Annotated in this window: 16 protein-coding genes, 3 tRNA genes and 1 riboswitch; of the genes, 14 read left to right on the top strand and 5 right to left on the bottom strand. The window is 35.6% G+C overall.

Annotated features, from left to right (window positions below; translation table 11 throughout):
* Positions 1 to 207 precede the first annotated feature (207 nt).
* Positions 208 to 1,641 (bottom strand): helix-turn-helix domain-containing protein, encoded by a 1,434-nt coding sequence (locus tag FC97_RS09595; protein WP_082397549.1) that lies wholly within the window; start codon positions 1,639 to 1,641, stop codon positions 208 to 210.
* A gap of 100 nt (positions 1,642 to 1,741) precedes the next feature.
* Positions 1,742 to 1,944, top strand: a riboswitch (Lysine riboswitch).
* Positions 1,945 to 2,030: 86 nt separating this feature from the next.
* On the opposite strand from FC97_RS09595, the gene FC97_RS09600 reads away from it, so the two are divergent.
* From FC97_RS09600 to FC97_RS09615, 4 genes are all read left to right on the top strand, one after another.
* Positions 2,031 to 3,479 (top strand): amino acid permease, encoded by a 1,449-nt coding sequence (locus tag FC97_RS09600; protein ID WP_054643135.1) that lies wholly within the window; start codon positions 2,031 to 2,033, stop codon positions 3,477 to 3,479.
* Positions 3,480 to 4,077: 598 nt separating this feature from the next.
* Positions 4,078 to 5,367: a serine--tRNA ligase gene (gene serS / locus FC97_RS09605; RefSeq protein WP_054643137.1), complete on the top strand. Its 1,290-nt coding sequence runs from the start codon at positions 4,078 to 4,080 to the stop codon at positions 5,365 to 5,367.
* A 64-nt stretch (positions 5,368 to 5,431) separates the two neighbouring features.
* Positions 5,432 to 5,504, top strand: a tRNA-Asn gene (locus tag FC97_RS09610).
* 93 nt (positions 5,505 to 5,597) lie between these two features.
* A tRNA-Thr gene (locus FC97_RS09615) sits at positions 5,598 to 5,670 on the top strand.
* Between the two features lie 559 nt (positions 5,671 to 6,229).
* On the opposite strand, the gene FC97_RS09620 is transcribed toward FC97_RS09615, so the two are convergent.
* The 4 genes from FC97_RS09620 to FC97_RS09635 form a co-directional block, all read right to left on the bottom strand.
* On the bottom strand, positions 6,230 to 6,904 hold the full coding sequence (locus FC97_RS09620) for a tyrosine-type recombinase/integrase (RefSeq protein ID WP_054643138.1): 675 nt from the start codon (positions 6,902 to 6,904) through the stop codon (positions 6,230 to 6,232).
* 156 nt (positions 6,905 to 7,060) lie between these two features.
* Positions 7,061 to 7,834 carry a hypothetical protein gene (locus tag FC97_RS09625; protein WP_054643139.1) on the bottom strand — a complete coding sequence of 258 codons (774 nt, stop codon included), beginning with the start codon at positions 7,832 to 7,834 and terminating at the stop codon, positions 7,061 to 7,063.
* 29 nt (positions 7,835 to 7,863) lie between these two features.
* The gene (locus tag FC97_RS09630; protein WP_054643140.1) at positions 7,864 to 8,457 is read right to left on the bottom strand and encodes a hypothetical protein; all 594 of its coding nucleotides are present in this window, start codon (positions 8,455 to 8,457) and stop codon (positions 7,864 to 7,866) included.
* Positions 8,458 to 8,941: 484 nt separating this feature from the next.
* Positions 8,942 to 10,762, bottom strand: coding sequence for an FAD-binding protein (locus FC97_RS09635; RefSeq protein WP_054643141.1), 1,821 nt, complete (start codon positions 10,760 to 10,762; stop codon positions 8,942 to 8,944).
* A 99-nt stretch (positions 10,763 to 10,861) separates the two neighbouring features.
* Here FC97_RS09635 and FC97_RS09640 point away from each other — a divergent pair, with 99 nt between their 5' ends.
* The 10 genes from FC97_RS09640 (at position 10,862) to FC97_RS09685 (ending at position 25,087) form a co-directional block, all read left to right on the top strand.
* Complete coding sequence (locus tag FC97_RS09640) at positions 10,862 to 11,791, top strand: FAD:protein FMN transferase (RefSeq protein WP_054643142.1); 930 nt, start codon at positions 10,862 to 10,864, stop codon at positions 11,789 to 11,791.
* 99 nt (positions 11,792 to 11,890) lie between these two features.
* Positions 11,891 to 12,499 (top strand): NADPH-dependent FMN reductase, encoded by a 609-nt coding sequence (locus FC97_RS09645; RefSeq protein ID WP_054643143.1) that lies wholly within the window; start codon positions 11,891 to 11,893, stop codon positions 12,497 to 12,499.
* Positions 12,500 to 12,510: 11 nt separating this feature from the next.
* Complete coding sequence (locus FC97_RS09650; protein ID WP_054643144.1) at positions 12,511 to 13,761, top strand: NAD(P)H-dependent oxidoreductase; 1,251 nt, start codon at positions 12,511 to 12,513, stop codon at positions 13,759 to 13,761.
* Between the two features lie 566 nt (positions 13,762 to 14,327).
* Positions 14,328 to 14,516, top strand: a complete 189-nt coding sequence (locus tag FC97_RS09655; RefSeq protein WP_054643145.1) for a hypothetical protein — start codon at positions 14,328 to 14,330, stop codon at positions 14,514 to 14,516.
* A 959-nt stretch (positions 14,517 to 15,475) separates the two neighbouring features.
* The gene (locus FC97_RS09660) at positions 15,476 to 16,828 is read left to right on the top strand and encodes an FAD-dependent oxidoreductase (protein WP_054643146.1); all 1,353 of its coding nucleotides are present in this window, start codon (positions 15,476 to 15,478) and stop codon (positions 16,826 to 16,828) included.
* Between the two features lie 612 nt (positions 16,829 to 17,440).
* Positions 17,441 to 19,987 (top strand): YfhO family protein, encoded by a 2,547-nt coding sequence (locus tag FC97_RS09665; protein WP_054643147.1) that lies wholly within the window; start codon positions 17,441 to 17,443, stop codon positions 19,985 to 19,987.
* A gap of 100 nt (positions 19,988 to 20,087) precedes the next feature.
* Positions 20,088 to 21,596 (top strand): glycerol kinase GlpK, encoded by a 1,509-nt coding sequence (gene glpK / locus FC97_RS09670; RefSeq protein ID WP_054643148.1) that lies wholly within the window; start codon positions 20,088 to 20,090, stop codon positions 21,594 to 21,596.
* A 39-nt stretch (positions 21,597 to 21,635) separates the two neighbouring features.
* Positions 21,636 to 23,138: a glycerol kinase GlpK gene (gene glpK, locus FC97_RS09675; protein ID WP_054643149.1), complete on the top strand. Its 1,503-nt coding sequence runs from the start codon at positions 21,636 to 21,638 to the stop codon at positions 23,136 to 23,138.
* A gap of 147 nt (positions 23,139 to 23,285) precedes the next feature.
* Complete coding sequence (locus FC97_RS09680; RefSeq protein WP_054643150.1) at positions 23,286 to 24,761, top strand: peptide MFS transporter; 1,476 nt, start codon at positions 23,286 to 23,288, stop codon at positions 24,759 to 24,761.
* 243 nt (positions 24,762 to 25,004) lie between these two features.
* Positions 25,005 to 25,087: transfer RNA gene (locus FC97_RS09685), tRNA-Tyr, on the top strand.
* The last annotated feature ends 59 nt before the right edge of the window (positions 25,088 to 25,146 follow it).

The following is a 25,146-nucleotide window of genomic DNA, read 5'->3' on the forward strand; positions in this document are numbered from 1 at the left end:
CAATTAAGGTATGATTCTTAGTAAAAGGTCTTACCAATACGATTTGACTTAGACCCTGAATAATTCGATTTAAATTAATTTGTTGTAAAAAAATAGACGGACTCGATGATGAGTTCGTCTATTTCTTTATAAAACTTTTTTCTTCTTATTTGTAATAATTTTATTTTTAAGTTTTTTGACGTAGATTTGATTCAATTGAATCAACAGTCAGATATAGTCTGGTCGTGTGGAGGAAATATCCCAGGAAATAACTTTTAGATTTTCGGGATACTTCTTTCTTTCGATATCTAGTGGTAAGACATCTAGTGAAGTAATTAAGACATCGACATCATCGTAAACGTTACTTGGAACTACTTCGACGAATTCGAGATTACGAACTGTTCTTAAAACGACTTCAGCGGCTTGGTTACCAGGATCAATTAGGACTTTAACTCGAATGAAATCTTCTTCACGGATAGTTGAAATATAACTTGGTAAAATCTGATATAGATCTTTTGAAATCAGCTCAGCTGCGTTATAAATGCCCGGAAATTCATTTTGATCAACATTTGAGAAGAAGGTATAGACGTCCTTGTATAAGTCCGTGTATGACTGTTCATTGCCCTCAGCGTACATTGTATCGAGATGCATTAAAGAATATGGTGCCATGATGTAATAAAAAACAATATCTCGGGTGACATAAGTCATAATATGTTTCAAAGTTTTTTGGTTATGGTAAACAGCCATATCATCATGATAATGCTCTTTAAGGAAATCTATAAAGTGATAAACGAGCGCATAGAATTTCGGATTGATACGAGCATTGGCATTGATTGGTTGTTCAAAGGCGGTGTCACTGGGTTGAAAGGCTGTCTTTCTAAAGAGATTGATCAGCTTGTTTTCATTATGTAAAGCATCTAATGGCACAATTGGATAATCATCGTGAGTTAAAATTTCCTCACCTAGTTGTTGATTATCAAAGACAACGTTGTAATATGGTAAATCCTCAATATAATTACGTTTGATCAAACGGATTCTGGATATTGCCAAGAAATATTTCAGTTGAAAATGCACAATGGGATTATCAAAAGTTATTCCTGCTTTGGTAATAATTTGGTCAATCGAGTTCTCTTGAATGAGGCTAAAAGGCCATTCTTGGGCATGGTAAGTGTACCAATAGACATAATAAGCCATCCATCGGATATTCTTTTCATTACCCTTAATCTCTAGGGTTGAATTGGAGATTTTAAGCCCAAAGTTCTTGAGGAAGGCTCTGAATTTAGACATTCGACGATTGAGAGTGGATTTACTAGTGAAGTGTTCATTACTGAAACTCTCAAAGGATGGATTAGCACTGGTCAAGCCATAATTAAAGGCTTGAAAAACTACCGAGTTCTTAACTAAGTATAGGCGGTAAGTATCAATGGAAATTTTACTAAAGTCGATTGACTCAATCTTAGTGTCACTAGGATCGATATCAGGGGCGACATCGGCAAAATCTTCTAGCAGTGCTTGGAAAATGTTATATGTTTTTTGGTACGTAAATTGTAATCTACTACTAATATTACTCAAGTTTACTTCACGAGGAGGTAGCGACTTAATAACAGTTAGCATTCGATATTTCTCTACGTCTTGCTTAACTAAGAAAATTTGCTCCAACATGTTTGTTTCCCCCGGCAATGTTAAATTGTTAATTTAAAAAGATTAATAAATATAAGAAACACTACTTGCTACTATCTTAACATTTATTTATAATATTTTGTAATCAGATAGAGGCGCAATTTTTATTAGTCGTGTTTTGGAGTACGATAGGGTACCTTGAAAAAACATTAAAGGAAAAGTTGCCGAAATCATTTTATCCCTACTTGATAAAGTTGATTGGGCTATTACTTAATAGGTGGTAGACTGTCGTACGTTCAGAGAATGAGATTCTTATTTTTTGAAAGACGTTGAGCTATTGATTATTGGGATAATTAATTATAATCCTTATTGTCAGTAGTTCCTCTGATAATAGGGACTTTTTTTATGTCCAGATAAAAGGGGAATGAAAGATGGAAAATAATGATGTGAGTCGTTCGTTAAAGACTCGTCATCTATCAATGATTGCGTTAGGAGGTTCGATTGGAACTGGATTGTTTGTTGCCAGTGGTTCTTCGATCTCAACTGCAGGACCTGGAGGAGCTCTGATAGCTTATGTGGCTATCGGTATCATGGTCTACTTTTTGATGACAAGTTTAGGAGAGATGGCTACTTATATGCCGGTCTCTGGTTCTTTTGCAACTTACGCAACCAAATTTATTGATCCAGCCTTTGGCTTTGCTTTAGGTTGGAATTATTGGTTTAACTGGGCTATTACCTTAGCGGTAGACTTATCAACTATTTCTTTAGTTGTTAAGTATTGGTTCCCAAGTTGGACGTCATGGAAAATAAGTTTAACTTTTATGATTCTTTTATTAGTAATTAACTTTATTTCAGTTGGGTCATTTGGTGAAACTGAATATTGGTTATCATCAGTTAAAGTTACCGCTGTAATTATCTTTTTGATTGTTGGTATCTTGAGTATTTTAGGTGTTCTAGGCAATCAAAATTTTGTCGGTTTAACTAATTATACTTACAAGAAAGCACCATTTGTTGGTGGAATACCGGCAATTCTAAGTGTATTCGTTGTAGCTGGATTCTCGTTCCAAGGTACCGAGTTGATCGGAATTACTGCAGGTGAATCTGCTACACCCGAGAAGAGTATACCCAAGGCTATTAAACAAGTCTTCTGGAGAATCTTGTTATTCTACATATTGTCAATCGCTGTTATTGGCGCCTTGATTCCTTATACAAGTCCTAACTTGTTAGGTTCAGGAGCTGGTGATATTGCTATCAGTCCATTTACTATTGTCTTTAAAAAAGTTGGTATTCCACTGGCTGCTGGGGTAATGAACGCCGTTATCTTGACATCAGTTATTTCCGCTGCTAACTCAGGATTATATGCTGCCAGTCGTATGCTTTGGTCAATGAGTAAGCAAGGCATGGCACCAAAAGCCTTTCAAAGGACAAATGGTCGAGGAGTTCCAGTCTTTTCACTATTATTAACAGCTTTAGTTGGAGCCATCGCTCTATTTACAAGTTTATATGGTGATTCATTCTATGAATTGTTAGTTGCAGCATCAGGACTAACAGGATTTATTGCATGGTTAGGAATAGCCTTTTCACATTATCGTTTCAGAAAAGCTTATTTGTATAAAGGATACGATTTAGACGATCTCCGTTATAAAGCAAAGTGGTTCCCATTTGGACCAATTTTGGCCATTGTCTTAGGAATTATTATTATCTTGGGACAGGATGTAAGATCAATGGTAGATTTTAATATCGGAAGATTATTGATCAGTTATAGTGGATTGATTATTTTGTTCGTATGTTGGCTTTACTACAAGCTCAGATACAAGACTAAGTTCTTGAAACTAGAGGATATTGACGTAAAACATGAACAAAAACACAACCGCTATTGATATTTAAGTTAGTTTAAATTATTATTAGAAATGAATATAACGCTAAGAGAGTGCCTACTCATAAACCTTTCAGAGAAGCGATGGTTGGTGAAAATCGCAAAGGCTTTTATTCCAGCATTCTGGCAACGGGTAATGCCGTTCGGGTTGATCCGATAAAGTCTGAAAGTGCAGTGTATTTGCGTACGCTGAAACTGGGTGGTACCGCGAATGGTCGATTCGTCCCTTTATTGGGATGAATCGGCCTTTTTTTGTAGAGAGCGGAGCAGGCCCGGGAATTTCCGAGGATTTGCCTAAGTATTGGAATCGCACGCGCACCATGCGTGCAATTCCAGTACTGTAGCAAACCGGAAGAAATTGGCCTGCGAAGCTCGTTTCGGAATAGAGAGTGGAACAAGCTGCTTAGATTCCATTTGCAGGACTTTGCGAATTGACTGCGAAGCAGGCGATTTGTGAAGTCAGGCAAAGCACAGGAATCTGGCTTGTGTAACTCGTTTCCACTATAAAAAATAGAACAATGGTTATCAAACAAAAGAATTTCACCCCAAACCAAAAAAGAGTACAAACTCTCTCAAGCCAAAAATCAAAAAGGAGAATCTCAATGTTAGATATCAAATTGATTAGAAAAGATCCAGAATGGATCAAAAACAAGTTAGCATCACGTGGAGTAACTAGTGATGAAATCGATGAATTGCTTGGCTATGACAGCAAACGTCGTGAACTCTTAGTTAAGAGTGAAACACTTAAAGAAAAGAGAAACACAGTTTCTCAAGGTATCGCTACTAAGAAACGTAACAAAGAAGATGCCAGTGATGAAATTGCTGCTATGAAGCAAGTTGGTTCAGATATTAAGAACTTGGATGCTGAACTTGAAGAAACGGAAGGAAAGATGAATTATATCTTGGTTCGTCTACCTAATATTCCTGATGATTCAGTTCCTGTTGGACCTGATGAAAGTACTAACGTTGAAATCCGTAAAGTCGGTGCTATTCCTAAGGAAGGTTTCAAACCTCGTCATCACTGGGATATCGGTGAAGAACTAGGAATCCTAGACTTTGAACAAGCTACTAAAGTTGCTGGCTCACGTTTTGTTTACTACATTGGTATGGGTGCTAGACTTGAACGTGCTGTTTACAACTTTATGTTGGATCAACACCAAAAAGAAGGCTATACAGAAGTTATCCCTCCATACTTGGTAAACAACGATGCCATGTTTGGTACAAGTCAATTCCCTAAGTTTACTGAAGACGTTTATACAGTTATGGTTGATGAAAACCCATTGACTTTGATTCCTACAGCTGAAGTACCATTGACAAACTACTTTGCCGGCAAGATTTTGAATGAAAAAGACTTACCTAAGTACGTTACAGCTCTAACACCTTGTTTCCGTTCAGAAGCAGGTAGTGCCGGCCGTGATACTCGTGGTTTGATTCGTATGCACCAATTCAATAAGGTTGAAATGGTTAAGGTTACAAAACCAGAAGAATCATACAATGAACTGGAAAAATTGACAGCTAATGCTGAAAACATTTTGAAACAATTAGGACTTCCATATCACGTTATCGTACTTTCAAGTGGAGATGCTAGTTTCAGTTCAGCTAAGACATATGATCTTGAAGTTTGGATGCCTGCTCAAGACAAGTATCGTGAAGTTTCAAGTTGTTCAAACTGTCTTGACTTCCAAGCTCGTCGTGCTCATATCCGTTATCGTGACGAAAATGGTAAGACAAAGTTGGCACATACTTTGAATGGTTCAGGACTTGCTGCCGGTCGTACCGTAGCTGCTATCCTTGAAAACTACCAAAATGAAGATGGATCAGTTACAATTCCTGACGTATTGGTACCATACATGGGTGGAATTACAAAAATTACTAAAGAAAATGCTAAATAAGTATTGACTCAATCGCCATAGATTGATAAGATTTAATAGTTCTGTTAAAGAGCTATTGAATTATTCCGGATTAGCTCAGTTGGTAGAGCATCTGACTGTTAATCAGGGTGTCGTCAGTTCGAGTCTGACATCCGGAGTTATAAATACTTAGGAAATCCTAGGTGTCTTCAATAGAAATACATCTAGTTCATTTGAATTAGATGTATTTTTTTATAGGATTTCTTTTTCTTGCCGTGTTAGCTCAGTTGGTAGAGCATCGGTATCGTAAACCGGCGGTCACAGGTTCGACTCCTGCACACGGCATTTAGTTGATTTCATATAAAGTTAAAAAGGGCTGAAACCATTGATAATACTGGTTTTAGTCTTTTTTTGTTTTACTAAAATACCGTATAATTTCAAAAGAGTTTGCACGGACTTTGTACGGCTAAAAAAAGTGTTCACTAATCGTGAACACTAATTAGATATTTTATCTATTTTGTTATTTTCCTTTTTAACAGTTGATTCCATCAGATGAGAATAAACTTTTAACATGATTTCAGGATTGGCATGACCGGATCCGTTTAGATATATATAGAATGCTAAAACCATGAGCAATCAAGTAAGAGACGTGAGTATGTCTTAAATCGTGGAATCTAACTTTTTTATCAATTTCAAGCGTGTCAAGTGACTCTCTAAGCTTTTTATTACATGCGGTATTGGTAAGGGCGTTCAAGACGATAGTTTCTAAATACGAATTGATCTTCATCTACAAAATCATGATCACTATAATATTTTGATTGCTTTTTTTTTAATTCGGCTAGTCGATTCATGCACGACTTAGATATTTTAATGGTTCGATATGAAGCTGTGGTTTTTGTTGATTTCAGTTTCTTAGTTTGAATCGAGTAAGCCTTATCAAAGGTAACTGTATCATTTTTAAAATCAACGCAATCCCATGTAAGGGCGGCAGGGCGGCAGATTCCTCATATCTAGCACCACTTTCACAGACAAAGTATATTTCAAAAAGTGAGACGTTGCTAAGACTAGAGTGAGTTTTTGCGTATTCTATTAAAGCTTCAAAGTCATCTGATTCTAAGTATTTGGCTTGGCTGCTACGTGTGGGTTTGCCGGCCACCAAATTTATATTTCTAGTGAAGTCTTTATATATTAATTGTTCGTCAATTGCTTCCATACACATAGCTTTGATATATGAGTTTACACGTGTAACTGTGGCTTTGGCATGATCTTTACCATACTCATTAATAAATTTCTGATATTCAATTTTTGTAACATCAATTAAGCGCTCATCTTTAAAGAAGTCCGCTATTAAATTGCCAGTATTTTCGTACCTATTTATGGTTCCGATAGAAACATTAGTGATTCTAAAAGTGTCGTACCAATTTGAATAATAATCATAAAAACTAATGTCTTTTTTTGAAAGGTTAGATTTGCTTTTTTCTAGTTCGAGTTTTCTAGCCCATTCGCTGGCTTGAGATTTGGTTTTAAAACTGCCTGATTTTGTTTTGAAACTGTTTGAGTCATCATCTCTAAATGACATCTAGCGAGCCATTGCCCATTGTCTTTTTTTGTTATTGAAGCCATAGCCATTCACTTCCTTAAAATTTGTAAGTTTAAACTGCTATTTTTGTTTTTTATATCAGTCATAGGGGCACATATGTTCTTTTGGTGCTAAAAATAAAAAGCCAACTAAGGCTTAATTATAGTAATAATAATTTTTAGGCTTTTGTAAAATTGTTTGACCTTGATATAAAATTTCTCCAAGACTTTGTGTGTCTTTGTTGTACAAATAAACTGTGGTTATTTTATCGTCAGTATTATCAACACGCATTAGTGTACCGTATTGGGTAGACCAAGCATATGTCATTCCTTGACCATCAATATATTTAGAAGCATATGCTGAACCAACCATTTTTTGAACAGTTTCAGCATCTTTAAGACCAAATGATTTGGCAAATGCCTTTAATTTTTCAGGTTTATCACGATTAATAGCTGCCTGCTTTATATTTTCAGGGGTTCCATCATAAAGCTTGTTATCAACGAAGGTAAGTGTGTCATTACCATATTTAAATTTACCCGTAAAAGTAGTTTCTGACGGTTCGCCCAAAATAGACTTTACTTGTTCTTTAGTCATTCCAAGACTAATTGCATTGAAGTCCCAAGATGTTTTTGTAGGGTATTTCTTTTGTGGAACAGTAGCTTTTTTGACCTGTTTAGAAGGTTCTACTTTTGCAGATTTTTTCTTCTTTAAAGTTTTTTTATTAGCAGCCTTCTTTTTAGGGGGCTGCTTATTTTTTTTGACCTTTTTTACTTGAGATTCTTTTGTAGACGATTGCTCACTATCATCAGTAGGATCGACAATGTTTCCAATTCCACCAACTATGAAAATAGCGATTATCAGCCAAAACCACCATCTTTTATAGAAAGGTGGTTTATGTTTTCTTCGTCTCATATTTCTTTCACTTCTCATAATAATCCCCCGTATATAATGATTTATTTTTAATCACTAATATCAAAACTCCATTCATGTTTTAACCCTGTAAAGGATTCTAACTTATCAAGTTTTGAAGTGCTATTACTATTGAATTTTGAAATACTAATAATTGTGATAACTTGTTTATCACTTTCTATCTCTGTAAAAAGTAGGCTAACAGGTTTGGGTTCTCTTGTAGTTGTAGTCAATGATTTATTTGTTTTAACTGTTTTTTTTGAAGTAGTCCCGCCTATCAAAGCACCAGGAACACCAGCAAGAGCGCCACCAACTAGGGATCTTCCAAGTACGTGTTTGGATTTAATAGTTTGTGTTTCCGGTCTGACCTCAAATATTTGAGAGTTAAATCCGTCCCATACAATATGGTCTAATTTGAGCCTTGTTTTATTTGAATCGAAATAATAATTATTGTTCTTGTCTTTAAATAGTGTATTTCCCTTACCAAATTGATAACCACTCAGAATAGTAAGTGATATGTGCTTATCATTTGTTTCCTTATTCGTGTAAGAATGTTTGCCCAATTTAGTATCGAATATTAGCCAGTGAATAAATACGCCAGTAAACCAAACGATAAGTAAAATGACTATTATTTTTACAATCATTGTTTAGTCTCCCTATGATTTAATCCCCTAAGTAGGGTACTCCGTAGCAATATCTTAACTGTTTATAAGTTTTTGGTAGGTGATTTTTTCTTCTATATATAGGTTGGTTACTACGGTCATAGCGAAGTTTCTAACCAAACATATTGCTATCCTTTTTATTAATAATACTACAATATGTAGGCAGAAGGTGATTCAAAAGACGCTGTATTTAATTTAGGAATATTCATATGTATGCCTTTTCAAAGAAGATTATTTTACGAATCAAAGAATATCAAAAAAATGTTATAAATTTCCATAAGCTATATAAATTTGCTCGCATTAATTATATAATGACTGTATTAGATAATGAATTGAGAAATACCTCCCAGGGGAAACACAAACGTGTTTCTCCATTTTTTTGATAAAAAATAAACAAAAAAGCTAACCTGAAGAGGTTAGCTCATGAAATTGAAGTCGACAATTAAACCTATATTGTTGGCTTTTTTTATTTAACTTGATTTAAAGCATTTTGAACGGCTTCTTTAATGGCTTTACTTGAAGCTGAAGCACCAGAAACAGTATCGACATCGATAGAATTCTTAGCAACGATTTCCTTTGGAAGTTCTTCGACAGCTTTCAAACCGTAGTCGTCGGATTCACTTTGTTTCAAAACTTCGATATCTTGAATATTTTTGTCGTCATCAACTGTGACACGGACAACAATTTCGTTACCCATACCGGCAGTGGATTTACCGATATATTGATTATCTTTTGTTTCGAAGTGTTCTTCAGCAATATCGGAACCAAGTCCTTCTTCATGAATGCTGGCTGAAGTTTGGGCATCAACGTTTGTGACGTCAACTTCAGGTTTAACACTAGCAGCATTTTCACCGGCAATCTTACCAAAGATTAAGTTTTCAGCTAAATTGCTACCACCGTTGTATTGACGTCCCATCAAACTACCTAATTCGCCAGCAGCATAAAGATGAGGGATTATTTGATCATCATTGTCGACCACTTCAGCATGAGAATTGTGAACCGGACCACCTTGAGTATTCAATAGACCTTGAACCATTGCTAGAGCATAATATGGGCCATCGTCAAAAGCAGCTAAAGTTTCGGGATCACGATTGAAAGCATAGTCACGCTTTTGTTCAGCAAAGTAATTGAAGTCTGTGATGGTCTTTTGCAACTTATCAACGTTGACATCCAAAACTTTCGCCAAACTTTCAAGATTATCAGCCTTAACGACAGCTTTCAAGAATTCTGGGTAAGGAGCATTTTTATCGTTAGATAATTCATCGTACTTCTTTTGGTCAAAAACAACGTAAGGATGACGTTGAGCTAGAGGGATTCTCCAGTTGCCGTGATCTTGAATATGACCGTGTCTGTGAATTTCATTTTCATCAAAGTAACGAGTCCCATCATCACCAACGACAATTAAGCTGCCTTGATGGAAAGCAGGCCAATCAAATGGCAAAAATTGTGAACGTTGGCCCTTAGCAGGTTTAGGTGTCAACCCATGGAAAATACCGTATGATTCATAATTGTTCATGTTGTAAAGTTGGGCACCGACTTCGCTAGCCATTTTGACTCCGATACCTTTATTGTAGAGAGAACCAATTGGATTCAAACTAGTTTCACCTAAGTAATTTTCAATCATCTTAGGATTATTTTCAAAACCACCAGTTGCCATTACGACACCATTGTTGGCTTTTACGTTTAACAATTTACCATCACGTTCAATTTGAACCCCAACGATTGCTTTAGTTTCTGGGTTTTGAATTAGATGCTTTGCAGGTGTTTGATAAAGAACATCAATTTTATCAGCACGGTCGAGAACTTGTTGACGTAAATTCTTCCACAAAGCTGAATCGGCCACTCCTTCATGGACGGCTACTAATTCATGTGTAGCTTGACCTCTGAATTCAGGATATTCGTGAGCCATAAAGTATAAGGCTTTGGAAACAGGTGATTCAGGATGTTGACCCATAACAAAGGGTTTTACACCTAAATATTTTTCTAGATAATCAGGAATCTTGTACAATCCTTGAATGAAAGTTTCCATCAAGTCTGGATCATAGGCCAATGGGTAGGCCAAATCTTGATAATATTTTCTCAAGTCGTCGAGATTGTCACCTGAAGAAATAACTTGTCCAGCGTAGCGAGTATTGCCACCCTCATGACCCTCGGGAGCTGAATCAGTAATTAAGACCTTGGCATCATTATCGGCCGCAAATCTAGCGGCAGTGGCACCAGCACCACCGAAGCCCAGGACAATTACATCATAAGTAGCATTCCAATTTAGTTTTGAATCCTCAAACATATCATTCACTCCATTTCCGTAAGGTGTTATGGTTAATATAACTCTAAATTGTGACATTGTGAACGTTTTATAAATCTGGAATTGAAATCGAGGATGAAAATGAGTTTAGTTAATAAGAAATATTATGCCCTAGGAACCTTGATCAATCTGACAGTTGCGACTCCAGCTGGAGAGGAAGAATTGGACGCAGCTTATGAATTGATTAAAAATTTTGAAGATAAGCTAACTGTCAATCGTGACGAATCTGAAGTTATGTCAATCAATCATTTAGCTGGAATCAAACCAGTAGCGGTACCAACTGATACTTATGGCTTAATCAAACGAGCAGTATTAGTTAGTCGTCAGCATTTAGGTTTCAATGTTGCGATTGGACCATTAGTTAAGTTGTGGAAAATAGGCTTCAAAGGTGCCAACAAACCAAGTGATACTGATATTAAGGAACGTTTACGTATTATTGATCCTGAGAGAATTAAATTGGATGATGAAAAGCAGACTGTCTTTTTGGAAGAAAAGGGTATGGAAATTGACCTGGGAGGAATCGCTAAGGGGTATATTGCCGATAAAATCAAGGCTTTGTGGTTAAGCATGAATGTTGAAACGGGCATTATTGATTTAGGTGGCAATGTGCTTTTAGTTGGTCCCAGTGTTCATGAAGATAAAATGTGGAATATTGGTGTCCAGAATCCTGTGGAAAAGCGCGATGTGTCATTAGGTGTTTTGCATACGACAGCCAAGTCAATTGGAACCTCAGGTATTTATGAACGCAAACTGGTTATTGATGGTCATGAATATCATCATATGTTTGATTCCAAGACGGGTTATCCTATCAAAAATAATCTTGCCAGTGTGACGATTGTTAGTGATAAATCGATTGATGGTGAAATTTGGTCGACTGTTGGATTCTATCAAGGCATCGAAAAAGGATTGGCTTTGATTGAAAGTCAACCCGGCGTCGAAGCTATTTTTATTACGAAAGATTTGGAATATCAAACTACTAGTGGTTTACGTGACAAATTTTTTAAAATATAACAATTATATATCATAACAATTCCAAAATTGTGTTGATTTATATTGTGAACGAATTTACAATGAACATGTAAGATAATTATAAATAAGGTGATTGCTAATATGAATAAATTTATTGCAATAGTGGGATCTAATTCCAATAAGTCAACTAATCGTGAATTATTGAAGTATATGAAGAAACGTTTCCAATCAGCTGCTGAAATTGAGTTGGTTGAGATCAAAAATCTTCCAATTTATAAGAAGAGTGCTGATAAGTATGTTCCTCAAGAAGCATTAGATATTGCTGCTAAAATTGAAGCCGCTGATGGTGTGATTATTGCGACACCTGAATATGACCATTCTATTCCGGCTGCCTTATCGAGTGCTTTAGCTTGGTTATCATACGGTATTCATCCATTTGTGGATAAGCCAGTTATGATTACGGGGGCTTCTTATGGTTCACTAGGCTCATCACGGGCACAAGCTCAATTACGTCAGATTTTGGATTCACCAGAATTGAAAGCTAGAATTATGCCTAGCTCAGAATTCCTATTGGGTCACTCGTTACAGGCTTTTGATGAGAATGGTGATTTGAAGGATGAAAAGATTATTAAGCAATTAGATGGACTATTCCAAGATTTCTTGGATTTCGTAAATATATCTAAACAATTAAATAATGCTAACGAAGTTAACAAACAAAAAGCCAAAGAATTTTCTTGGGATAAGGACTAGGAGAGGTAAATATGAAATTAGTAGGTATTGCAGGTTCAATCGCTGACCAATCATACAATCGCACATTATTGAATTTCATGTCTAAGCATTGTGAGGGTGTTGTTGATATTGAAGTTTTAGATATCAATCAAGTGCCAATGTTCAGTCAAGATGACGACCAAACAAATAGTTCTGTTATTCAAAAGTTAAGTAACAAGATTAAGTCAGCTGACGGTGTTATCATTGCTACTCCTGAGCATAACCATACCGTTCCAGCTGCTTTGAAGAATGTTATCGAATGGCTATCATATGAGATTCATCCTTTTGATGGGAAACCTGTTATGATTGTGGGAGCTTCATATCATACTCAAGGTTCATCACGGGCTCAATTACACTTGAGACAAATTTTGGAAGCACCAGGAGTTAATGCTGTTGTTTTACCTGGTAATGAATTCTTATTGGGCAACGTTAAAACAGCTTTTGATGAGAATGGTGATTTAAAGGATCAACGTACTATTGATTTTCTTGATACGACTTTACAGAAATTCATTAAGTTTGCGAAGGTGATTAATATGATTGATGCTGATGACTATGAAAAGGAAGATTTATCAGCTACGGGCAAGACAGATACAACTGTAGAAGGTGTTGATATGGATGATCCTGATTGGTTAAATAAAGCTGCTGAGAAAGTTAATGCTGTGGAAGGTGATACATATGTTAAATTGGATAGCGGTCTTTTGACTGTTAATCAGTTGAACTACATGTTGAAGACTACTCCAATTGAATTGACCTATGTTGATGAAAATAATCAATTTATCTATTACAATCGTTTCTTACCAACTGAAAAGATGTTAGCTAAGAGAACACCTGACCAAGTTGGAGATTCATTAACCGCAGTTCATCCCGGTAAAGAACGTGTTATCAAGCATGTTAAGCAAGTTATCCACATGTTGAGAAGTGGTAAGACTGATTTAGTTTCAATGCCGGTTCCTGGAGGCGATAGTGATCACCATGTTATGCATTACTATAAAGCCATGCATGATGAAGAAGGCAGTTATAAGGGTGTTAACGAATGGGCAGTTGATTTGAAACCTATCGTTAATGAGTACTTGAAACAAACTGGTCAAATGTTGGTTCCAGATCCAAATGCAAAGGTTGACGCTACTTCTGGTGCTTCAAAGAAACCTGAGGCATCCGTCGATGCAACAGCTAGTGCTTCTAAAGAAGAAACAGAAGAAATTAAACCTGAAGTTGATGCTACAAGTAGCGCTTCAAAACACTAAATATGTAAAAAAATAGACTTTCTTATATTGGAGGCCTATTTTTTTATGCCTCAAATAATTAAATCGCCTAAAATTTTAGACATAAAAAAAGCTCATCTGAGGGGGGATGAGCTCGTTTTTTGTTGTACGAATGCACAACGACATTACCAGTAGTGTCGGGGGAAAGATATGAATGCTTTATGAGGGTTTCCAATTTCTTTTAAATATTAAATAGAGAGGGATTTGTTAATTAATTAATGAAAGCATTCAAAGTAAATTATTGTAATGGGATTTTTCTTAATTGATTGAGGGGGTCAATTAAGAATTTAAATTTGTGAGTTAACGATATGAGGATGTATCGTAACTTTTTTAAGAGTTAAAGGAAGGAATCGCATCTCATATCTTTTCCCTTTCACAGTTATAAATATAGCATATATGTTTAAACATGTCAGTTCAAAATAGAACAAATTATTTTTTTGTTTTTAGGATAAAATAATGAATTGATTGAGTAATAATAATTCGATATTGTGTTCTAAAATAATTAAATAATTTTGGACAGCAAAAAAGCTCATCTGAGGGGGATGAGCTTGTCTTTTCGTTACGATTATGTAACGACATTACCAGTAGTGTCAGGGGAAAAAGGTATGAATGATTTCGATAAAATTTCCAAATTGAGGGATTTGGTATTAATAATGGAAAGCATTCAAATTGAATTTGTAATTGGGATAACTCGCAATAAATACGAATTGATTGAGGGGGCAATCCATATTCATTAGTTTGTTTAGATCTCGGTATGAGGATGTGTACCGTGATCCGTGTATCAAAAGTAATAAAGGAGGAATCATAATTGATTCATACCTTATCCCCTTTCACAGTTATAAATATAGCACATGTGTTTAAACATAAATTTTCAATTATTGTAAATTTATTTGTTTGTTTTTAATATCACAATATTTGTTTTAAGTAATTGGAAAGATATTAATAAGATAAGGTTCTGTAAGAGATAATGATTGATTAATTCCGACAATTAAGTTGTCTTAAAATTAATATTAGATATTTATTGAGAAATATGATTGCTTTATATTCGAATTAATAAAAATGAGCAAAAAAAACAGCTCATCTGGGGGGACGGGCTTGTTTTTTGTTACACACTGTGGTGTAACGGCATTACCAGTAGTGTCAGGGGAAGATATGAATGCTTGTGAGGTTTCCATATTTATCAAATAGAGAGGGATTTGTTAATTAATTAATGAAAGCATTCAAAGTAAATTATTGTAATGGGATATTACAAACGTATCTGTTAAGTAAAAATTGATTGAGGGGGGCAATTTTTATTGTTGATACGAATGAACTTTATAGGTTAACGATATGAGGATGTGTATCGCAACCTTCATTAAGAGTTAAAAAAGGAAGGAATTGCATTTTCATATCTAAACCCCTTGCACACTTATAATATACCACATGTGTTTAAACAATTAAATTCATTTTTGAAAAAAATATTTATTTGTTTTTAATATCACAAAAGTAATATAAAGACGGATAATAGCGGTATCATAAATTTTTTGTTAGTAAAAGATAATCAACAAATATGGAGGAAGTGAGAATTAAAAAAATAAATTTATTGGTTAATATCAAGATATTATATAGAATGAATATATTTTTTTAAATATCTTGTAAACGCTTTTAATGTATTAGTGAATAAATTATAATGATAAGAAAAAGGACGGTGTCTATTATGAAAGTAAGTATTGTAGGTTGTACACACGCAGGAACTTTTTCAGCAATGAACATTTTGAAGGAACATCCAGATTGGGAAGTTTCTGTTTTTGAAAGAAACGATAATTTATCTTTTCTATCCTGTGGGATTGCACTTTGGGTAAGTGATCGTGTCTCAGATCCTAATAAGATGTTCTATGCTAGCCCTGAAGCATTGACTGATATGGGTGCACATATGTACATGCAACATGATGTAACTGATATTGACTTTGATAACAAGAAATTGTCAGTGAAGAACTTAGCAAATGGTGATACTTTTAGTCAACCATACGATAAGTTAGTAATTACAACTGGCTCAGCTCCAATTATTCCTCCAATTCCAGGAATTGATTCAGATCGTGTTATGTTATGTAAGAACTGGACTAATGCCAATGAATTGAAAGAAAATGCTAAAGATATCAAGAGTGCCATTGTTATTGGTGCTGGTTATATTGGTGCAGAATTAGCTGAAGGTTATGCTACTTTAGGCAAAGAAACAACTTTGATTGATGCTTTACCAGATGTTTTGGCCAAGAACCTTGATCCAAATATGTCAGCCGTAGCTGAAAAAGATTATATTGATAATGGTGTAACTTTGGGCTTGAGTGAAAAAGTAGAGTCATTTGAAGAAACAGATCATAGTGTAATTGTTAAAACTGATAAGAATACTTATGAAGCAGACATCGCCGTTATGTGTGTTGGTTTCCGTCCTAATACAAAGATGTTCGCTGATAAATTTGAAACTTTGCCAAATGGTGCATTAGTTGTGGATAAGTATATGCATACAAGCATTCCAGATGTTTATTCAGCTGGTGATGCAGCATCTGTTCATTACAATCCAACTGGCGACAATCAATATATTCCTTTAGCAACTAACTCAGTTCGTCAAGGTATTTTAGTTGGTAAAAATATTGAGAAAGATACTGCTGAATATATGGGTACACAAGCTAGTTCAGCTGTTGAATTATTTGGCAGAACTTATGCGGCTAGTGGATTGACTAAAGTTCATGCGGATGCATTGGGCAGGAACGTTGCTGAAGTTTCACTTGAGGACAACTATCGTCCTGAATTCATGTTGTCAACGACTCCTGTTTTGATGAATTTAGTCTGGGATCCAGAAACAAGAGTGGTACTTGGTGGTGCTTTGACAAGTAAGTATGATGTATCACAATCAGCTAACTTATTGTCACTTGCTATTCAAAAGAAAGTTACTATTGATGAATTATCAATGGTCGATTTCTTATTCCAACCTAACTTTGACAAACCTGTTAATTATGTTAGTGCCTTAGCAGGTGCTGCTGTTGAAAAGGCTGATTCAACTGTTAATGAATAATTGAAGATTATGAAGGTAGCTTTCGGGCTGCCTTTTTTGTATGTTTTTTTGGAATAACCATTGTTCTATACAATATAGTGGAAACGAGCTACGCAAGGGAACCCATTCCGGTTTGCTACAGTACTGGAATTGCCCGCATGGTGCGCGTGCGATTCCAGTACTTAGGCAAATCCTCGTGGGTTGGGCACCCTTGCTCTGCTCTCTAAAATTCATAAATTATTCTTATTTTGTTAAAACTACTTTCATAAAATCACGTTACTATGTATACATAGTCAAATATGGCTATTCAAAAAACGAGGTGAATGCTTATGAAAAAACATCCGATTCTTGTTCTCACGGGTGTATCTGTCTTAGCAACTGTTTGTACTAAGATGATCAGAACTCATAATGAAAAAAAGTTTTTAAACTAATTAAAAAGTACTAACATTCAAATCAAAAATACAACCATTCAAAACAAATAACTATTTAACTGACCTGAGGTAAATAATATGAAAAACGATAATAATAACATGGGCTTGCGTAAGCAAGCCCTTTTTGTGTTTTCGACGTCAATAATTTTACTTCTTGCCTAATATCCCATATTATTTTGATAGTTAGTAAGGGGAGTTGAATATGGCAAAACGTCGTGTGTTTTATTATTTCGGAGCTTTTATTATTAATCTGATTATTATTTCAATTATCTTTGCTTGCACTGGTTTGGTTCCTTTTGGCAGTAATAATTTTTTGAGTAGTGACTTGGGAACTCAATATTTGACGTTCTTGACGGAACTCAGAAGGCAATTGGTGTCGGGAAATTTACATTTATATTTGTTTAGTCAGTCTTTAGGTGATAATTTCTTTCCGGTTATGAGTTATTATCTGTTGTCACCTTTTAATTTATTATTGGTTTTCTTTAGTGCACGGAATATTCCAATTGCGGCTGATATTTTAATTATGCTCAAGATATCCACAATGGGTGTAACGATGGCATTCTTTCTAAAAGAGTACTTTCAAGAGCGGGGTATTGCTAATTGGATGTTTACGATTGCTTATAGTTTTTGTGGGTTTGTAGCGTCGTATTTTTATGATCTAATGTGGTTAGATGCCTTAATTATGTTGCCGCTGGTGGCTGTTGGTGTGATGCATGTCGTTAAGCACCATCAATATGTCCTGTATTATTTCTCTATTCTATTTTCAATTATCTTTAATTATTATTTAGGTTACATGCTTTGTATCTTTTCACTTTGTTTCTTTATCTTTATTGGATTAGAGGATAATCTATTTCATCAACAGGATAAATGGTTAGTTATCAGACGTTACCTGATCTCTTCTGTTTTAGCAGGATTAAGTTCGGCGGTAGTTTTATTGCCAACTTTAATAGGAATGTTAAAGACAGCCAAGACTTCATTTAATATCCTCAATTATTTACCGTCAGCTCGTTTTGGCCTGGAAGCTCTAACTGAATTGGGGATTGGAGGAAATAGTTTTGATCAGCGTTTGGAACATGGTCCATCTGTTTTCATGACATCAACGGTTTTGATTTTATTATTAAGTTATTATCTTAGTTCACGTGTTAGTAATCGTGATAAACAGAATTCGATTTTTCTATTAGGAATTTTGTTAATCAGTATGTTTGTGACGACTTTCAACACGATGTGGCATATGTTTCAAAATCCGGCTGGCTTTCCTTTTCGGAATAGTTTTATCTTTTCCTTTGCTTGTATCTTTATAGCACGCAAGGCCTGGCAAAGAGGAGTAGTTAATGAATTAGACGTTATAACGAAGGCTACTTGTGTTGCTGGAATCTTGATTTGTTTAGGCTATTTAACTGAGTGGCTTCTACCTAAGGTGATTGAGCAATTAGGATTTGACAGTATCAGTTTGAAATACAGTATTGGCTATTTCTGGTTGAGTCTGGCTTGTATCATTCTTTCAGGACTATCACTCATATTACTCAATCGTAATAAGAACTTCTTGTTGGTTTTATTTTTGATGGTTAGTTTTGAAGTGATTGCTAATTTTAATTCAGTAATGTCAACAGCCGACTTTGGAAATCAAGCTCTTTATCAGAATGAATTTGATCGAGAGAACACGATTTTAAAGGAAGTGAAAGATCGAAGTAATTTGGGACATCGAATAATTGTTTCTAAGTCGGGATTAAATAAGGCCTTCCCTGAAAAATATAATAACTATAATGATCCCATTTTGTTCAACATTAATGGCTTGAGTTTGTATAGTTCGACATTGAATCAGAATACTTTGGAAATGATGAAAGATTTAGGCTATTTTAGTCTTAATGTCAGAAGAATTAGTTATTATGGTGGTACTAAATTAACCAATGCTTTATTAGGCGTTTATTATCGAGTACGTCAGTGGGGCAATCATTATTATGTAGAAGAGAACTATAATGCTCCCACTTTAGGATTTTTAACTGACAATAATATCTATGACTTTAAGATGAAGTCTGGTCAAGCGTTGTCTAATCAAGAAAGATTATGGCAAGCTTTGAATGGAAGTAGTGCCGAATATTTCAAAAATTCACTCTTAACTAGTATGCAGCAAAGTGTTGTCGGCAATCAAAAACTCTATACTTATCAGTTAACTACGAGAGCAACGGGACCGTTATATTTTTATGTAACGCCCTTTAATTATGATAAGTCTAAAATTTATGTTAACGGCAAGCGTATCAAGACTTCGTCAATTAATGTTTATAAAGCGGCAACGTTATATTTGGGTAATTTCAAACGAAATAAAAAGTTAGAAGTAAAAATTCTAACGGATAGATCTTTGGGATTAAACCCTCGGTATTTTCAATCTTTAGATCAAACTAAATTTGATTTATCGGTAGATAATTTAAAGAGCCGATCTCTACAAATTAAGTCGGATCTGAACCATGATACAGTTCGCGGTTCGATCAATGTAGATCAAGACTCGCCATTATTATTAAGTATTCCATATGATAGTGGATGGAGTGCATATGTGGATGGTAAAAAAACTAAAATTAATAAAGTGGTTTCAAATTTGATGGCGATTAATCTTAAAAAAGGTCAACATGACGTAGTTTTAAATTATCAAGTCCCTGGGTTAAAGCTGGGCTGGCTTGTTTCTGTCATTGCCGTTATACTGTTCATAAGTTTTATTTTGATAGTTCGATCAAAGGATAAATTACGAAATATATAATAGCTAATTTTTGTAAATAATATCGAAATATTTGCAAAATTCTGTAGATGTTATAAGATTCTGATATGAAACGTTTACATTAAAAACGGGGTGAAATTTGATGTCCAATGAATATATTATGGCGATAGATGAAGGTACAACTAGTACTCGTGCTATCATTTTTGACCAAAAGGGGAACAAGATAGCTGATGCTCAACGTGAGTTCACACAGTATTTTCCTGAACCTGGATGGGTTGAACATGATGCTAATGAGATTTGGAATGCTGTGCAGTCAACAATAGCCAATGTTTTTATTGAATCAGGAATTAAACCAGATCAAATTAAGGGTATCGGTATTACAAATCAACGTGAAACGACAGTAGTTTGGGATAAGACGACAGGTCTTCCTATCTATAATGCAATTGTTTGGCAAAGTCGCCAGACCACTGATATTGCTGAAAAATTAGCTGGTCGTGGTTATGGTGAAATGATCCATGAAAAAACAGGATTGCTGATTGATCCATATTTTTCTGCCACAAAGATTCGTTGGATTTTGGATCATGTTAAGGGTGCTCAAAAGCGTGCTGAAGATGGTGAGCTTCTCTTTGGAACGATTGATAGTTGGTTACTTTGGAAGTTATCTGGCGGGGCAGCTCATATAACTGATTATTCTAATGCTAGTCGTACAATGCTTTTCAATATTCACAGCTTAGAATGGGATAAAGATATTTTACGAATTCTAAATATTCCAGAGGCAATGTTACCAGAGGTTCATCCTAATTCTGAGGTCTATGCTAAGACAAAGGACTACCATTTTTATGGATCAGAAGTTCCTATTGCCGGAATGATTGGTGATCAACAAGCTGCTTTGTTTGGTCAAATGGCCTTTGAACCAGGTATGGTTAAAAATACTTATGGAACTGGGGCTTTCATCGTTATGAACACTGGTGAGAAACCTCAATTATCTGATAATAATTTATTAACTACTATTGGTTATGGTATTAATAATAAAGTCTACTATGCGCTTGAAGGTAGTATTTTCGTGGCAGGATCAGCTATTCAATGGTTAAGAGATGCAATGAATTTAGTTGACTCTGCATCTCAATCTGAAGAAGCTGCCTTGGCTTCATCTGATCAAGATGAAGTGTATGTAGTACCAGCTTTCACAGGCTTGGGTGCTCCATACTGGGATGCTGATGCTCGTGGTGCAGTCTTTGGATTAACTCGAGGAACAACTAAGAATGATTTCATTAAGGCCACTTTGCAATCATTAGCTTATCAATCACGTGATGTTCTGGATACAATGAAGAAGGATACTGGTATTGATATTCCAACTTTGAAAGTAGATGGCGGTGCCGCTAATAATCGCTACTTAATGCAATTCCAAGCTGATATTTTACAGACCCCAGTTCAAAGAGCCAAAGATTTGGAAACTACCGCTTTGGGAGCTGCATTTTTAGCTGGACTAGCAGTAGGTTATTGGGATAATCTAGATGATATTAAGAAACAATATGCTACTGGTGCTACATTTGAACCAGAGATGGATCAAGAACACGCAGATTACTTATATGAAGGTTGGCGTGAAGCAGTTAGTGCAACTAGAAAATTTAAGCATAAGACAACTAAATAAAGGCGAAATATCGCCTTTTTTGCTGTTTAGGAGTTAGAGATGGATAAAGATTATATTTTAGCAATTGATGAGGGAACAACCACGACCCGAGCAATTATTTTTGATCATAACGGTCAACAAGTAGCGATGGCAAGACATCCAATTAGACAAATTTTGCCTAATCCAGGTTGGGTTGAGCATGAGCCAAATGAAATATGGAATGCTGTACAGACAACTATTGCTACAGCTTTAATTGATTCTGGAATTAAACCAAAACAAATTAAGGCAATTGGAATTGCTAGTCAAAGAGAAACGACAGTGGTTTGGGATAAAAAAACTGGACTTCCTATATATAACGCCATTGTTTGGCAGAGCCGTCAGACCTCTAGATTAGCCAATGATTTTATCAAAGCGGGTTATAAAGATGAAATTCATCAAAAAACCGGATTGATCATTGGTCCTTACTTTTCAGCGACAAAAATTCGTTGGATTTTGGACCACGTTGATGGTGCTCAAGAACGTGCTGAAAAGGGTGAACTTTTATTTGGAACCATCAATACTTGGTTATTGTGGAAATTAACTGATGGCGAAAGTTTTATGACTGATTGTGCTAATGCTAGTCGAACGATGCTTTATAATATCAATACGCTTCAATGGGATGATGATTTATTAAAACTCTTTAATATTCCTAAAGTAATGCTGCCTGAGGTTAAATCTAACTCAGAAGTCTTCGGTATAACGAAGAACTATCAATTTTATGGATCAGAGATTCCTATCGCCGGAATGACAGGCTCACAACAGGCGTCATTATTCGGTCAAATGGCTTTTGAACCAGGGATGGTAAAGAATACTTATGGTACGGGTGCCTTTGCGGTCATGAATACCGGTAATAAACCTGCCATGTCAGATAATAATTTATTGACGACAATTGCTTATGGTATAAATGGTGAAATTAAGTATGCCTTGGAAGGTAGCGTGTTCGTCGCTGGAGCGGCTTTACAATGGTTACGAGATGATATGAAATTAATTCACTCTACGCCTGCAACTTCAGATGCGGCAAAGAGTTCAATCGATAACAATGAAGTTTACGTAGTACCAGCTTTTGCCGGATTAGGTGCGCCGTACTGGGATAACGAAGCTCATGGAACTATCTTCGGTTTGACTAGGGGAACGACAGACAAAGATGTTATTAAAGCTACTTTGCAGGCCATTGCTTATCAAACGAAAGATATTATTGAAACAATGAGTTCTGACTCAAAGATTCCAATTGAAGTCTTAAAAGTTGATGGGGCAGCTTCTGCTAATGACTATCTCATGCAATTTCAAGCCGATATTTTAGGTATATCGCTTCAAAGATCGTCTGAATTGGAAACTACTTCTTTAGGTGTTGCGTTCATGGCAGGTCTAGGAGTAGGTTATTGGAAAGATTTGGACGATATCAAGAAAAATTATCAAACTGGTAAAACTTATCAACCTAAAATGTCAGAATCAGTACGCACAAATCTATACGATGGATGGAAAGATGCCGTTGAAGCAACGATGGCTTTTAAACATAATATCTAATTTAAATAAGAGTCTATCTTAAAAGACTCTTATTTTTTATTGTTGTTATAAAAGGATTCTTATGAATTTTATTAAAAAAACTTTGACATGAAGTTTTTGAAAGTTTAATATTAATACATCATTGTGTAATGTGAGGAGAATTTTTTAATGGATGAGAAGAAGGACCGAGGATTTTTCGGTCAACCGACAGGTTTACGCACCTTGTTCTTAACTGAATTTTGGGAGAGATTCAGTTATTATGGTATGCGTGCCATTTTACTTTTCTATATGTACTATGCTGTAACTAAGGGCGGTCTAGGAATGGACCGTACTACAGCTGCTTCTGTTATGTCTATCTATGGTTCATTAGTTTATATGTCTAGTGTTTTGGGTGGATTTATCAGTGACAGACTTTTAGGAGCCAGAAGAACAGTCTTCTGGGGTGGTGTTGCCATTATGCTTGGTCATATTGTGCTATCACTTCCTATTGGTGAAACAGGACTGTTTACATCAATCGCCCTTATCGTTATTGGTACCGGACTTTTGAAGCCAAACGTATCCGAAATGGTTGGTGGATTATATAGTGAAGGCGATCCAAGACGTGATTCAGGATTCAGTATTTATGTCATGGGTATTAACTTAGGTTCATTGTTTGCTCCACCAGCTGTAAATGCTATGAGTAATCAATTTAATTTCCACGCTGGTTTTTCACTAGCTGCTATTGGTATGTTTATTGGTTTGATTGTTTACTGGTGGGATGGTCGTAAGTACCTTCCTGAAGAAAGCTTACATGCTCCAGATCCAATCACAGATAAAGAACGTACTAAGTTCTTCCAACGTGTTGCTCTTGTAGTATTGGTATTGGCTATTATTGTAATTGTAATGATTTTTGCTCATGCCTTTACAATCGATAACATCATCACAATTATCAGTATTCTTGGTATTGCTTTACCAATTGGTTACTTCATTATGATGATTTCAAGTAAGAAAGTTACTAAGGTCGAAAGATCACGTGTACTTGCTTATATTCCTTTGTTCTTAGCTGCCGTTATTTTCTGGGCAATTGAGGAACAGGGTTCAGTTGTTCTAGCCTTATTTGCCGCTGAACAAACAAACCTTAATTTTGCAGGATTTAAGTTATCAGCTCCATTGTTCCAAATGCTTAACCCATTCTTTATTATTATCTATACACCATTCTTTGCTTGGTTATGGATCAAATTGGGTAGACGTCAACCATCATCACCATCTAAATTCTGGATGGGATTAGTTGCAACAGCTATTTCATACTTTGTCTTGATCATTCCTTTGATGGGAATTGCACCAGGAGCAAAAGTTAGTCCACTTTGGTTAGTATTAAGTTGGGGTATTATTGAAATTGGTGAAATGTTGATTTCTCCAGTTGGTTTGTCAGCTACAACTAAACTTGCTCCTAAGGCCTTCAAGGGTCAAATGATGAGTATGTGGTTCTTAGCTGATTCTGCTGGACAAGCAGCTAATGCTCAAATTGTTAAGCTATACAATCCGGGGGACCCACATAATGAAATTATGTTCTTCGGTGTAACTGGTATTGTGACACTAGTTGTAGCGGTCATCTTGATTTTGTTTGTGCCAAAGATCAAGAAGCTTATGCAAGGTGTTAACTAAATTAAAATTAATATAGAGTCTTGGCTGATTTTAAATCAGTTGAGGCTTTTTTTTGTATGTTGGTGTCGGCAGTCTATCCATTACGTTTCAACTAAATCGGTCTTGTTGTGGAGGACGGCATACTACGCCACACTAAAAAAACTTCATTTTTTAGATTAAATAACAATTATTTTAAAAAATCCCTTGAAATGCGCTTGGTTTTTCGTTAATATTATTAAGTCGAATGAAGACAGAGCAACTCATGGAGGGGTAGCGAAGTCTGGCTAAACGCGGCGGACTGTAAATCCGCTCCTTCGGGTTCGGTGGTTCGAATCCACTCCCCTCCATTCATTGGGTTATAGCCAAGCGGTAAGGCAATGGACTTTGACTCCATCATGCGCTGGTT

This window comes from Companilactobacillus kimchii DSM 13961 = JCM 10707 (assembly GCF_001435445.1).
GTDB classification, from domain to species: domain Bacteria; phylum Bacillota; class Bacilli; order Lactobacillales; family Lactobacillaceae; genus Companilactobacillus; species Companilactobacillus kimchii.